11 protein-coding genes are annotated in these 13,197 nt (G+C 62.8%); 10 read left to right on the top strand and 1 reads right to left on the bottom strand.

The features are described from left to right. Positions 1-26: 26 nt before the first annotated feature. On the top strand, positions 27-1,430 hold the full coding sequence (locus M1E10_RS15650; protein ID WP_499173756.1) for a DegQ family serine endoprotease: 1,404 nt from the start codon (positions 27-29) through the stop codon (positions 1,428-1,430). Continuing rightward, on the top strand, positions 1,427-2,743 hold the full coding sequence (locus M1E10_RS15655; RefSeq protein WP_499173757.1) for a replication-associated recombination protein A: 1,317 nt from the start codon (positions 1,427-1,429) through the stop codon (positions 2,741-2,743). Before M1E10_RS15650 ends, M1E10_RS15655 begins: the two co-directional genes overlap by 4 nt. On the opposite strand, the gene M1E10_RS15660 is transcribed toward M1E10_RS15655, so the two are convergent. After that, positions 2,740-3,048 carry a DUF1883 domain-containing protein gene (locus tag M1E10_RS15660; RefSeq protein WP_499173758.1) on the bottom strand — a complete coding sequence of 103 codons (309 nt, stop codon included), beginning with the start codon at positions 3,046-3,048 and terminating at the stop codon, positions 2,740-2,742. The genes M1E10_RS15655 and M1E10_RS15660 overlap by 4 nt on opposite strands. 520 nt (positions 3,049-3,568) lie before the next feature. On the opposite strand from M1E10_RS15660, the gene ftsZ reads away from it, so the two are divergent. The 8 genes from ftsZ to pstB all read left to right on the top strand — a co-directional run bounded on the left by ftsZ (position 3,569) and on the right by pstB (position 13,191). Further along, entirely contained in the window at positions 3,569-4,606 is a 1,038-nt protein-coding gene (ftsZ, locus tag M1E10_RS15665; protein ID WP_499173759.1) for a cell division protein FtsZ, read from the top strand. A 1,739-nt stretch (positions 4,607-6,345) separates the two neighbouring features. Continuing rightward, positions 6,346-6,972, top strand: a complete 627-nt coding sequence (locus tag M1E10_RS15670; protein ID WP_499173760.1) for an outer membrane protein — start codon at positions 6,346-6,348, stop codon at positions 6,970-6,972. 397 nt (positions 6,973-7,369) lie between these two features. Beyond that, positions 7,370-7,819, top strand: a complete 450-nt coding sequence (locus M1E10_RS15675; protein WP_499173761.1) for a DUF2383 domain-containing protein — start codon at positions 7,370-7,372, stop codon at positions 7,817-7,819. A gap of 162 nt (positions 7,820-7,981) precedes the next feature. Then, the gene (locus M1E10_RS15680) at positions 7,982-8,317 is read left to right on the top strand and encodes an SPW repeat domain-containing protein (RefSeq protein ID WP_499173762.1); all 336 of its coding nucleotides are present in this window, start codon (positions 7,982-7,984) and stop codon (positions 8,315-8,317) included. Positions 8,318-8,461: 144 nt separating this feature from the next. Then, positions 8,462-9,499 (top strand): type 2 periplasmic-binding domain-containing protein, encoded by a 1,038-nt coding sequence (locus tag M1E10_RS15685; protein WP_499173763.1) that lies wholly within the window; start codon positions 8,462-8,464, stop codon positions 9,497-9,499. 71 nt (positions 9,500-9,570) lie between these two features. After that, positions 9,571-11,031, top strand: a complete 1,461-nt coding sequence (gene pstC / locus M1E10_RS15690; RefSeq protein ID WP_499173764.1) for a PstC family ABC transporter permease — start codon at positions 9,571-9,573, stop codon at positions 11,029-11,031. Between the two features lie 95 nt (positions 11,032-11,126). After that, positions 11,127-12,362, top strand: coding sequence for a phosphate ABC transporter permease PstA (gene pstA, locus M1E10_RS15695; RefSeq protein WP_499177196.1), 1,236 nt, complete (start codon positions 11,127-11,129; stop codon positions 12,360-12,362). 13 nt (positions 12,363-12,375) lie between these two features. Further along, entirely contained in the window at positions 12,376-13,191 is an 816-nt protein-coding gene (pstB, locus tag M1E10_RS15700; protein ID WP_499173765.1) for a phosphate ABC transporter ATP-binding protein, read from the top strand. Positions 13,192-13,197: the final 6 nt, after the last annotated feature.

Here is a 13,197-nt window from a genome sequence, read left to right on the forward strand (position 1 = left end):
GTTCCGAATTTGCAAAGAGGAATTTCATGCAAAGCCTGTTGAAACGCGTTGCCGCCAGTGCTTTGGCCCTGTCCCTTCTATGCCCGCCACTTGCCAGTGCCCAGACCGCAAAGACAGTGCCGGAGAGCCAGACGCAGATGCAGCTGTCCTTTGCGCCGCTGGTGAAGCAGACGGCGGGTGCCGTCGTCAATGTCTATGCCGAGCGGGCCGTAGAGCGGCTGAACCCGTTCGCCGGCGATCCCTTCTTCGAACAGTTCTTCGGCCAGCGTATGCCCAACCGCACGGAAAGACAGTCGTCGCTGGGCTCGGGCGTCATTGTCTCGGCAGGCGGATTGATCGTCACCAACAACCACGTCATCGAGGGCGCCACCGATATCAAGGTTGCGCTCGCGGACGGACGGGAGTTTGCCTCCGAGGTCCTGCTGAAGGACGCGACCCTTGATCTTGCCGTCCTGCGGGTCGGTGCGAACGAAAATTTTCCCGTCCTGCCCATCGGTGATTCCGACGCCGTTGAAGTGGGTGATCTGGTGCTGGCCGTCGGCAATCCCTTCGGTGTTGGCCAGACGGTAACAAGCGGCATCGTCTCAGGGCTTGCCCGCAACCAGGTGACGCCCGGCGACTTCGGTTTCTTCATCCAGACCGATGCCTCGATCAATCCCGGCAATTCCGGGGGCGCGCTCATGAACATGAACGGTGAGCTGATCGGCATCAACACGGCGATCTTCTCCCGTGGCGGCGGGTCGAACGGCATCGGCTTCGCCATCCCCGCCAATTTGGTGAAGGTTTTCCTGGCGGCCGCCGAGGAGGGCGACCAGACCTTCGAGCGGCCCTACATCGGCGCAAGCTTCGAGCCCGTCACCTCTGACGTCGCCGAGGCGCTCGGCCTGACGGCTGCCCGCGGTGCGCTGGTCGTCGGCGTGGCCGAAGGCGGTCCGGCCGATACCGCGGGTGTCAAGCCGGGCGAAGTCGTTACCGCCGTCAACGGCATCGAGGTGGAGCATCCCGATGCACTCGGCTACCGCCTGACGACCGCCGGTCTTGGCGAGGAGGCGGTGCTGACCGTACAGGCAAGCGGCAGCAGCCGAGAGGTGACGATCGCCCTGAATACGGCGCCGGAAACCCCCGCCCGCGACGAGCGGCTGATCGAGGGACGCAATCCCTTCGCCGGCATCCGCGTCGGAAACCTCTCGCCCCGGCTGGCAACGGAACTGCGCATGCCCGCCGACAAAAGCGGTGTCGTGGTCGTCGATGTCGTGCGCAATTCGCCCGGCAGCCGCATCGGCTTCCGGCCGAAGGACATCATCGTGTCGCTGAACGGCGTGGCGGTGCAGTCGAGCGAGGCCATGGAAGACATGCTGGACGAGGATCCTGGCTTCTGGCGCGTCGAGATCGAGCGGGACGGCCAGCGGATCAGGCAGTTCTTTCGATGAAGGGCGATCTGTTTGCGCCGAAGGTCCCCGAAGAGGTCGCCAACCGGCGACCTCTTGCCGACCGCCTGCGGCCGAAGTCGCTGGCGGAGGTGACGGGGCAGGATCATCTGACGGGCGCAGACGGCGTACTCCAGCGGATGATCAGCGCCGGCTCGCTCGGCTCGATGATCTTCTGGGGTCCACCCGGCACCGGCAAGACGACGGTCGCACGCCTGCTCTCGGGCGAGACGGGCCTCGCCTTCGAGCAGATCTCGGCGATCTTCTCCGGCGTCGCCGATCTCAAGAAGGTGTTCGAGACGGCGCGCATGCGCCGCATGGAGGGCCGCCAGACCCTGCTCTTCGTCGACGAGATCCACCGCTTCAACCGTGCCCAGCAGGACAGCTTCCTGCCGGTGATGGAGGACGGCACGGTCATCCTTGTCGGCGCCACCACGGAAAATCCGAGCTTCGAGCTCAACGCCGCTCTTTTGTCGCGCGCCCGGGTCCTGACCTTCGGCCCGCATGACGAGCGCAGCCTTCAGGAGTTGCTGACGCGGGCGGAGCAGACCGAGGGACGGCCGCTGCCGCTCGATGACGATGCCCGCGCCAGCCTGATCCGCATGGCCGACGGCGACGGGCGCGCCGTGCTGACGCTCGCCGAGGAGGTCTGGCGGGCAGCACGCGAGGGCGAGGTCTTCGATACGGCGGGCCTGACGCAGATCGTCCAGCGTAGGGCGCCCGTCTACGACAAGGGCCAGGACGGCCACTACAATCTGATCTCGGCTTTGCACAAGTCGGTGCGCGGGTCCGATCCCGATGCGGCGCTCTACTATCTCTGCCGCATGTTCGATGCCGGCGAGGACCCGCTCTATCTCGGACGGCGGCTGGTGCGCATGGCGGTGGAAGACATCGGGCTGGCCGATCCCCAGGCGCTCGTCATCTGCAATGCCGCCAAGGATGCCTATGATTATCTCGGCTCGCCGGAGGGCGAACTGGCGCTGGCGCAGGCCTGCGTCTATCTGGCCACCGCGCCGAAATCGAACGCCGTCTACACCGCCTACAAGGCGGCGATGCGGGCGGCCAAGGAGAATGGCTCCCTGCTGCCGCCGAAGCACATCCTCAATGCTCCCACGAAGCTGATGAAGGGAGAGGGCTATGGTGACGGCTATCGCTACGATCACGACGAGCCGGATGCCTTTTCAGGCCAGAACTATTTTCCGGAGAAGATGGGTCGCCAGCTCTACTATGACCCGCCGGAGCGCGGCTTCGAGCGCGACATCCGCAAGCGCCTCGACTGGTGGTCGAAGCTGCGCAAGGAGCGGGGTGAGCCTTAGGAGACCCGTCGCTGCGCTGCTGCGGAAGGCGGCGTGAGCTTGACGGCGGACTCGGCCAGCCCGTGATGGCCTTCCATGTCGACGATCAGGTGCCAGTGCCCATCTTCGGGAACGACCAGCCGAATGGGCGATTTCTTGGCGACGCCGCCGACGTACTTGAAATCGAGCAGCTCCTTGAAGCGCTGGAAGTTCACCGCCGTCATCAGGCGGACGTTGTTGACCGCGCTGAGGGTGACCTCCACGGAGGTGCCTGCTCTTTGACCTTTCAGGTCATAGTGTTTGAAGCGGAAAGACGGAGCTCCCACGGTTGGCCTCGATCCTAAATACCACGCCGATAATGAGTATCACCGCCTGGTTAAGGAAAAGTGGAACCGGATCGCCTCTGATGGGTTGTTAAGATGAAATGAAGGACGCGGTCGCAACTGACCGGAACGCAAGATCCACCGTTCAACGTCCCCCGTTTGCGGCGGCGCCATTGGCAAGGCCGAATACGGATGCCTACATGAGACATAACCGGCAGCGTTCCCCTGGCGCAGTCACACAACAATAAATGACCTCCAGTCCTGACCCTGCCGCTTCCCCTCGGCAGGGTTTTTTCTTGTGCGCACTCGCGGAAGTTCATTGTCGATCATTTGCTTGGTAGATTTTTCTAATTTAGATTATCTTGGATCCTGGCCTGCGACCCGCGCATCCAGCGAACGAAGCGAATACGGCGGTATCTTGTCCTTTTGCCAAGCCTCTGCCTTGTTGCGGGCCTACTCTGGCAATCGATTCGGCAGCGCCACGGGCGGCGCGCCAAAAGCACTCTGCGCAAAGGACCTGTCCATGTCGGAAGACAAGAAGCACTCGATCACGGAAATGCGGCCGAAGATCACCGTGATTGGTGTGGGCGGCGGCGGCGGCAATGCCATCAACAACATGATCGCCGAGGAGCTCGAGGGCGTCGAGTTCATCGCCGCCAACACCGATGCGCAGGTGCTGGCGACCTCCAAGGCAACGCGGCGGATCCAGCTCGGCACGACGGTGACCGAAGGTCTCGGCGCCGGCTCTCTGCCGGAGATCGGTCGCGCCGCGGCGGAGGAATCCATCGACGAGATCATGGACCATCTGTCGGGTTGCCACATGTGCTTCGTGACCGCCGGCATGGGCGGCGGCACCGGCACCGGTGCTGCCCCGGTGATCGCCCAGGCGGCGCGCAACGCCGGCATTCTGACGGTTGGGGTCGTGACGAAGCCCTTCACCTTCGAAGGCAACCGCCGCATGAAGACGGCCGATGCCGGTATCGAGGAACTGCGCCGCGCCGCCGATACGGTGATTGTCATTCCTAACCAGAATCTCTTCCGCATTGCGGATGCCAAGACCACGTTTTCCGACGCCTTCATGACCGCCGACCGCGTGCTGTTCTCCGGCGTCGGCTGCATCACCGATCTGATCGTCAAGGAAGGCCTGATCAACCTGGACTTTGCCGACGTCAAATCGGTGATGAAGGGCATGGGCCGTGCCATGATGGGCACAGGCGAAGCGTCCGGTGACGGACGCGCCTTGGTCGCGGCCGAGGCTGCGATCGCCAATCCGCTTCTCGACGAGATCTCGATGAAAGGCGCCAAAGGCGTGCTGATCTCGATCTCCGGCGGCGCCGACATGACGCTGTTTGAAGTCGATGAAGCGGCAAGCCGCATCCGCGACGAAGTCATGGATGATGCCGACATCGTCGTCGGGGCCATCTTCGACCGCAACCTCGACGGCATGTTCCGCGTCTCCGTTGTCGCGACAGGCCTCGATGGTGGCCATGCGATGGCGGAAGAGCCGCTCAACGGCATGTCCGCCAACGGCGGTGCGCCGGTGCCGCGCTTCCTGCAGTAGGGAGGGGTAAGGGGTGGCCGCCCGTGGCTCGCGCCGAGGCTGCCCCTCATCCGCTCTGCCGGGCACCTGTTGGGGGGCGTCGATCGTGGCCGCCCGATCCTTCGAGGGTCGCTGCGCTCCCACCTCAGGATGAGGGCGGAGTGAGCGCTGCCGTCGAATCCCTTGAATCTCTTGAAGCCCTCACCCTGAGGTGCGCAGCCCGCAGGGCGCAGCCTCGAAGGGCGGGGGCGGGCACGCGACGCTGCAGACAAGACGCACTCCTCCCTTGGCGATCTTCAAAACTTTCAAATTCGGACGGGGCGCTGAAAGCTGCCTCGTAAGTTTTAGTTTATGTGGCACCTCTCAGCGCCCCGTTCGGCGGTTGTTGCCCGCGACTCCGGTCTCTCTGCAAGGGTCTTCCGGGAACGGTGCTCGTCTGGTTGCCAAAAGCCCGCGCGGACCAAGTTACCGCCAACACTTAAGGCACCTTCGCCGAACGCTCGCTGTCGCGACGGACGTATTCATCCGGCGACACCAATCCCGAGACCCCCCTGTGTGCCGCACAGGCACGCCCGGCGCGCTCTTTCGGGCTTCAAGAGACGAGGGTCCGGTCCGAAACCCCGCGCCTCTCCCCGTGTCGCCGGAGGGAGACCATTTTCCGCGAACCCCGGAGGTGAGATTTTACGTCGTCCCCTCACACCCGGCGCCGGCCCCACCTCGCCGGCACGCCTGCCGGTGTATCCGAGAGCGGAACGGGGGGAATATGGGCATGGGTTGGGAGGGGGTGGATGACGGGAGACGAATTTTTCTGTTTGTCATCCTCGGCTTGACCCGAGGATCCACGCACAGGCCAGCGACATCAACGGGTTAGGCGGATTGGGGTGATGCGGAAAAAATGATTTTAGCGGGGAGGGCTTGGTTTTGGATCCTCGGGTCAGGCCCGAGGATGACGAAAGGATAGGGCTGAGGATGACGAAAGGATGGGGCGGTGCCACGCGTTCCCCCTCATCCTGAGGTGGGCGGGCAAAGCCCGGCCCTCAAAGGATCCGTCTCGCTCCGGCGTCCCGTGAGGCACCCATGGCACCTCCCTCTCTTTCGTCATCCTCGGGCTTGACCCGAGGATCCACGCACAGGGCAGCGACATCAACGGGTTAGGACGACTGGCGGCGGCGCGGAAAGAATGATTGCGGCGAGGAGGGCTTGGGTTTGGATCCTCGGATCAAGGACGAGGATGACGAAAGCATGGGGCGGCGGATGACGAAAGGATGGGGCGGAGGATGACGATGGAGAGGCGGTGCCACACACTCCTCCTCATCCTGAGGTGGACGAGCAAGGCCGGCCCTCGAAGGATGCGGCTCGCTCCGGCGTCTCGTGAGCCACCCCTGGCACCTCCCTCACTTTCGTCATCCTCGGACTTGATCCGAGGATCCATGCCAAGGGCAGCGGGTTCAGCCGAGCGCGAGGATGACGAAAGGACAGGTTGAGGACGACGAGGGATCGGGGCGGTGCCGCTATCCCTCCTTGCTGAGATGAGGAAGTGCTGCCCGCCCTTGCCGCATCCTCTCGTTTTCGTGACCTGCATTGGCCCCAAATCCAGCCGTCACGCGGACAAAATTAACAAAGCCTTTAAGGATTTCCGACATATTGATCGAAGCTTGCCGGTGGTGCCATGAGGGCTGTTGGGGCGGTCGCTGCCGGAAGTCTGTAACCTGAGTAATTGCCTGCATGGGAAGATGCAGGCGCTGTACGGAGTAAACATCATGAACACGACGCCCTTCGCCCTGGCGATTGCCGCCGCATTTGCCGCTACGCCTGTCATGGCTGCGGACCTCACCTATTCCGATCCTGCCCCGGCCTATGAGGCGCCCGTCGCGTCGTCCGGCGGCTGGACCGGCGCCTATGTCGGTCTCCACGCCGGCACCGGTTCCGAAAGCATGAGCCCGTTCTCGGGCGACAAAGAATTCATGGGCGGCGTCCATGGCGGTTACAATGCCGAAATGGGCGGCGTCGTCGTCGGCGGCGAGCTTGAACTCTCCCACATGGGCGACACCGAAGTCGACGTCCCGGGCGGCGAGCTCAAGGAGCGCTACCGGATCGCTGCCAAGGGCAAGGTCGGCGCACCGCTTGGTGACACGCTGGTCTACGGCACCGCAGGTGGTGCGATGACGAGCCTGCGCGACAGCGGCAATGCCCAGGGTCCCGATGGCTGGAAGCCGGGCTGGCTGGTCGGCGCCGGCGTCGAGCAGAAGTTCAACGAGCAGATTTCCGGACGGGTGGAATACAACTACACCCGCACCGGCGACGTGCGCAGCTTCAACGGCGTCTCGACCTCCGAGACCAACGTCAGCGACCACACGATCAAGGCAGGCGTGAACTACAGGTTCTAATCTCCTGCAAGAAATCTGCCTCCCCGTCCGCGGGGAGGTGGATTCCGTGACGAAGGCTTGCACCGAGTGCGCCTGGCGCCTGGAGAGGCCCACCTTTACGGACGGCCGGCACGGCGCCGGCGGCCGCCTCCACCGAGACCGCCGTTAGAATGGCGCACTTCCATCTGAACACTGACGATCGACGCGGACTGGCGCCAGACGCCCGCTGCGGCTCGCATCGCACATCTCTCTTGCTCCAACGATATCTGCACGACAGGCCGGAAAGCTGCAGGCGCCGATTCCGCGTTCGCCGCACCGCCTTGTCATCCGAAAGCTGTTGTTTATGCGCCCGCTCGGGAACGCTGCGGCGGCCGGCTGGTTGGGGGGCCTGTGTCAACGCAAATGAAGGAGCACAGACATGGTCACCATGGTCGGAAATGAATCCAGCATCGAAAAGCTGGTTACCAACCTGATCTATCTCGAGCGCGACGCGATTGCCGCTTACGAATCGACGATCGAGCGGCTCGACGACAAGACGCTGAGCAGCCAGGTGGAAAGCTTCCTCCATGATCACCTGCAGCATCTCGACGTGCTGAACGAGATGGCCCGCGAACTCGCCATCGACGCACCGACCAAAGGCGACATGAAGCAGATGCTGACGACCGGCAAGATCGCGATGGCCGACATGATGGGCGATGGTGCAATTCTGAAGGCGATGAAGACCAACGAAGACGACACCGTCACCGCCTATGAGCGTGCGTCGCAGCATCAGGAGGCGATGCCGAAGTCGAAGGCCTTCTTCGAGAAGGCACTGGCCGACGAGCAGCGCCACCGCGCCTGGATGCAGGAGACGGCAAGCCGGCTCTAGGCATCACTCCGGCACTCTCGGTTAAGCCCGAGAGATGCAACGAGGGTAGGGGGGGGCGGTTCGCCCCCTTTTCCGCAACAGGAAGGATAGTGTCGAAGGGCGGCAGGCACCCGCTGGCCGTTCAGGCAACGTGGCGAGAATGCCACCCTTGGAGGAGGGTTCATGCGGTTCGTACCAACGCTGGTTCATGGGGTTGCCGACTATACGGTCGGTCTCGGCATAATTGTTCTCACCTTGCTCAGCGGTGCTCAGGGCGCAGTTCTGGCAGTCTTTGTTCTGCTTGGCGGCTTTGCAGTCCTCTATGCCCTGATCACCGACTACGAACTTGGCTGGAAGCCATATCTTACCATGCCGGCGCATCTCGCCATCGATAGCGGCTTCGCCGTCGTGATGCTTTTGCTGCCGCTGATCCTGACGATGCCGGCGCTCCTTCTGGGCGCGAGTCTCGCGATCGGTGTGACGGCGCTCGTGCTGGTGGCGACGACCCGGCTCGGCTGAGCCGGAACCCTTTGGGAGTGGGCTGAGCGGCGGTCTGCGCCCACGTCTTGGAAGTGATATAAATCTGTCACAAAACTGTTATGCGGGACCTATAGAGGGGAGCCGACGCACAAGCGTCAATCCGAATTCTTAGGGAGAAAATCCATGAAGAAGTATCTTGGAAGCTGCGCGGTTGCCGCAATTGTGCTGGCCACCTCGGGCGTTGCCTCAGCGCGTGACCAGATCCAGATCGCAGGCTCCTCCACAGTTCTGCCGTACGCATCCATCGTCGCTGAAGCCTTCGGCGAGAACTTCGAACATCCGACTCCGGTTGTCGAGTCCGGTGGTTCGGGCGCCGGCCGCAAGAAGCTTTGCGAAGGCGTGGGTGAGAACACCATCGACATCGCAAACTCCTCCTCGCGCATCAGCCAGTCGGACATCGACACCTGCAAGGCCAATGGCGTGAACGAGATCCAGGAAGTTCGCATCGGCTACGACGGCATCGTCTTCGCCTCGGACATCAACGGTGCTGAGTACGCCTTCACTCCGGCCGACTGGCACGCAGCGCTTGCTGCCAAGGTTGTCAAGGACGGCAAGCTCGTCGACAACACGAACAAGAACTGGAGCGACATCCGCTCCGACCTGCCGGAACAGCCGATCCTCGCGTTCATTCCGGGCACCAAGCACGGCACGCGCGAAGTCTTCGACGAAAAGGTCATCGTAGCGGGCTGTGAAGAAAACGGCACGATGGAAGCTCTTGCCGCTGAAAATGCCGGCGACAAGAAGGCCGCTGCCAAGGCCTGCATGCAGCTCCGCACGGACGGCGTTTCAGTCGATATCGATGGCGACTACACCGAAACCCTGTCGCGCATCGACGCCAACAAGAACGCCATCGGCGTCTTCGGTTTGTCCTTCTACCAGAACAACACCGACAAGTTGCGCGTCGCGACCATGGGCGGCATCGAGCCGACTGTCGAGACGATCGCTTCCGGCGACTATCCGGTTTCGCGTCCGCTCTACTTCTACGTCAAGAACGCTCACCTGGACGTAATCCCGGGTCTGCAGGAATACGTTGAGTTCTTCGTCTCGGACGAGATCGCAGGTCCTGACGGCCCGCTTGCCAACTACGGCCTGGTGTCCGATCCGGAGCTTGCCAAGACGCAGGAAGCCGTTAAGAACCGCACCCCGATGGGCGCGCTCTAAGTCACTGCCACCACTTCTGGCGGCGCAGCGAGTGCGCCGCCAGTTTCCTGTTCGTGAAGGGTATGGACGAGATGAGCGTCGGCAGCATTGTCCTCGTAGTCCTGGTGCTCGCCGCACTCGGCTATTTCTTCGGCAGGCGTCAAGCCCTTGCCGCTTCTGCGGAGAGCGGAGTGAAACTTCACTCTCTTCCGAGCTATTACGGACAGACAGTCGCTCTGTTCACCGCCGTCCCCGCATTGCTTCTGATGGTTGCCTGGCTATTCGTGCAGCCGATCATCATCGAAAGTCGCGTCAGCGGCATGATCCCCGACAGCGTGATCCCGCAGGGCGGTGCCTTGAGCCTCGTCATGTCGGATGTGCGACAGATTGCCGGCGGGCTCGATGCCGTCCTGGCAAATACCGAGTTGAGCGAAGAAGCCCTCAACAGTGGCGAAGTCGACTTCTCCACGATCCGCGCCCGCCTGGCCGAGGTCGGTGTGGCCCTGGCTGGTGACGTGCCGCAGGAAGTTTACCTGGCTGCGCAAGCCTATCGCCAAGGTGCCGATATCGGCCGGCTGGTCATGACGATTGCCGTCATTGGACTTGCCCTCGGCCTTCTCGCATGGTCGATCAGACGCATCGAGCCGAGAATGCGGGCTCGCAATGTCAGCGAAAACTTCATTCTGACTCTGTTGATCGGCTCGTCCACAATCGCCATCCTCACGACAGCCGGGATCGTCTTCTCGCTGGTTTTCGAAACCATCAATTTCTTCAAGATGTATCCCGCGTCGGAGTTCTTCTTCTCCACGGTCTGGAACCCTCAGTTCCGCGGCGGTTCCGATCTGGGCATCCTGCCGCTGCTCTGGGGTACGCTCTACGTTTCGCTGGTGGCACTGCTGGTGGCGGTCCCGCTCGGCCTGATGATCGCGATCTATCTTGCCGATTATGCGGGCTCGACCCTGCGCAGCTTCGCAAAGCCCGCCATCGAAATCCTCGCCGGCATTCCGACCATCGTCTACGGTCTCTTCGCGCTGATCACCTTCGGCCCCTTTCTGCGCGACTGGATCGCGCAGCCGCTGGGTCTCGGCACTTCGTCTTCCTCGGTGTTGACCGCAGGCATCGTCATGGGTGTGATGATCATCCCGTTCGTCAGTTCGCTGTCCGACGACATCATCAATGCCGTACCGCAAGCGATGCGCGACGGTTCCTATGCCCTGGGTGCAACCCAGTCCGAGACCATCAAGCGGGTCATCCTGCCGGCCGCCCTTCCGGGCATCGTCGGCGCCATCCTGCTCGCCGCAAGCCGGGCCATCGGCGAGACGATGATCGTGGTGCTGGGCGCGGGTGCAGCCGCCAGGCTTGACCTCAACCCCTTCGAGGCGATGACGACCGTTACCGTGAAGATCGTCAGCCAGCTGACCGGGGACACGGAGTTTGCAAGCCCGGAGACCTTGGTCGCCTTTGCCCTTGGCCTCACCCTTTTCGTCATAACCCTCGGGCTGAACGTACTGGCCCTCTACATCGTGCGCAGATACCGGGAGCAGTACGAATGACCGATATGACCGCCGCAACTACCCATGCCAAGCCGTCGCTGACCGACAATGCACGAACCCGCCGCCGCAATGCCGGAGAGCGCCGTTTCCGGCTGATGGGCCAGATTGCCGTTGCCATCGGCGTCCTGGCGCTGGTCGGCCTGCTGGTCTCCATCTTCGCAAACGGCGCCTCGACCTTCCGGCAGACCTATATCACGCTCGATATCTATCTGGATCCGGCAAGGCTCGACAAGACCGGCGCGCGCGACATTGCGGAGATCTCCAAGGTCTCGACATTCGGTTACGCTCCGCTGATCGAGGATTCGCTGGCGGCCGCCATGGCGGAACGCGGCCTCACGGGGATCGATTCGGATGACGCCGCCGACCTGATCTCCGGGGAGGAGCCGGCCATGCTGCGCCGGTACGTGCTCAACGACCCCTCGCAGATCGGCGAAACCGTGGAGTTCAACCTGCTCGCCTCCGGTCGTATCGATGGCTACTACAAGGGCCGCGTCACGATGGCGAGTGCGGAACTCGACCGAAACGTCTCGCCCGAGCAGCTGATCCTCGCCGACCAGCTGAAGGAAGCCGGCATCCTCACGACCCGCTTCAACTGGGACTTCTTCACCAATCCCGATGCATCCGATACGCGGCCAGAAGCCGCCGGTCTGGGCGTCGCCATCCTCGGCTCCCTCTACATGATGCTGATCGTGCTGGTGCTCTCGCTGCCGATCGGGGTGGCTGCATCCATCTACCTGGAAGAATTCGCACCCAAGAACCGCCTCACCGACCTCATCGAGGTGAACATCGCAAACCTGGCGGCGGTGCCCTCGATCGTCTTCGGCATCCTCGGCCTGGCGGTCTTCATCAACTTCGTCGGGCTGCCGCAATCGGCGCCTGTGGTGGGTGGCCTCGTCTTGACCTTGATGACGCTTCCGACGATCATCATCGCCACCCGCGCTGCCTTGAAGGCGGTACCTCCGTCGATCCGCGATGCGGCTCTCGGCGTCGGCGCGTCGAAGATGCAGGCAATCTTCCATCACGTGGTGCCGCTTGCCATGCCTGGCATTCTCACCGGCACCATCATCGGCCTCGCCCAGGCGTTGGGCGAGACTGCGCCGCTGCTGCTGATCGGCATGGTGGCCTTCGTGCGCGAATATCCGGCCGGTCCGCCCGACGGCTTTTTCGATCCGGCTTCCGCCTTGCCGGTCCAGGTGTATAACTGGACACAGCGTGGTGATCCGGCGTTCTTCGAGCGAGCCTCCGGTGCCATCATCGTGCTGCTCGTGTTCCTGCTGTTCATGAACCTGATTGCGATAATTCTTCGCCGCCGCTTTGAGCGCCGGTGGTAAAGGAGAGCACCATATGAATATGTTGTCCGACGCTGCTGCTGAGAAGGCTCTGGTTAAAAAGATGAATGATATCAATTACAAGATGGTCGGCAAGGACGTCTCGGTCTATTACGGCGAGAAGCGGGCACTCTTCGACGTCAACCTCGGCGTCCGCAACAACACGGTGACGGCCCTGATCGGCCCGTCCGGCTGCGGCAAGTCCACCTTCCTGCGCTGCCTGAACCGCATGAACGACACGATCCAGGGCGCCAAGGTGACAGGCCTGATCACGCTCGACGGCCAGGACGTCCACGATCCGTCCATCGACGTGGTGGAACTGCGCGCCCGCGTCGGCATGGTCTTCCAGAAGCCGAACCCGTTCCCCAAGTCGATCTACGAAAACGTCGCCTATGGCCCGCGCATCCACGGACTGGCGCGCTCGAAGACCGACCTCGACCAGATCGTCGAGGCGAGCCTGCAGAAGGCCGGCCTCTGGAGCGAGGTCAAGGATCGCCTGCAGGAAGGCGGCACCGGTCTTTCCGGTGGCCAGCAGCAGCGCCTGTGCATCGCGCGTGCCGTCGCCGTCTCGCCGGAAGTCATCCTGATGGATGAACCCTGCTCGGCGCTGGACCCGATCGCCACCGCAAGGGTCGAGGAACTGATCCACGAACTGCGGACCAACTATTCGATCGTCATCGTCACCCACTCCATGCAGCAGGCGGCGCGCGTGTCGCAGCGCACGGCCATGTTCCACCTCGGCAATCTGGTGGAAGAGGACGATACGGACAAGATGTTCACCAATCCCAGCGATCAGCGCACGCAGGACTACATCATGGGGCGCTTCGGTTGATCCGCT

This window comes from Rhizobium sp. PK7-22 (assembly GCF_056530405.1).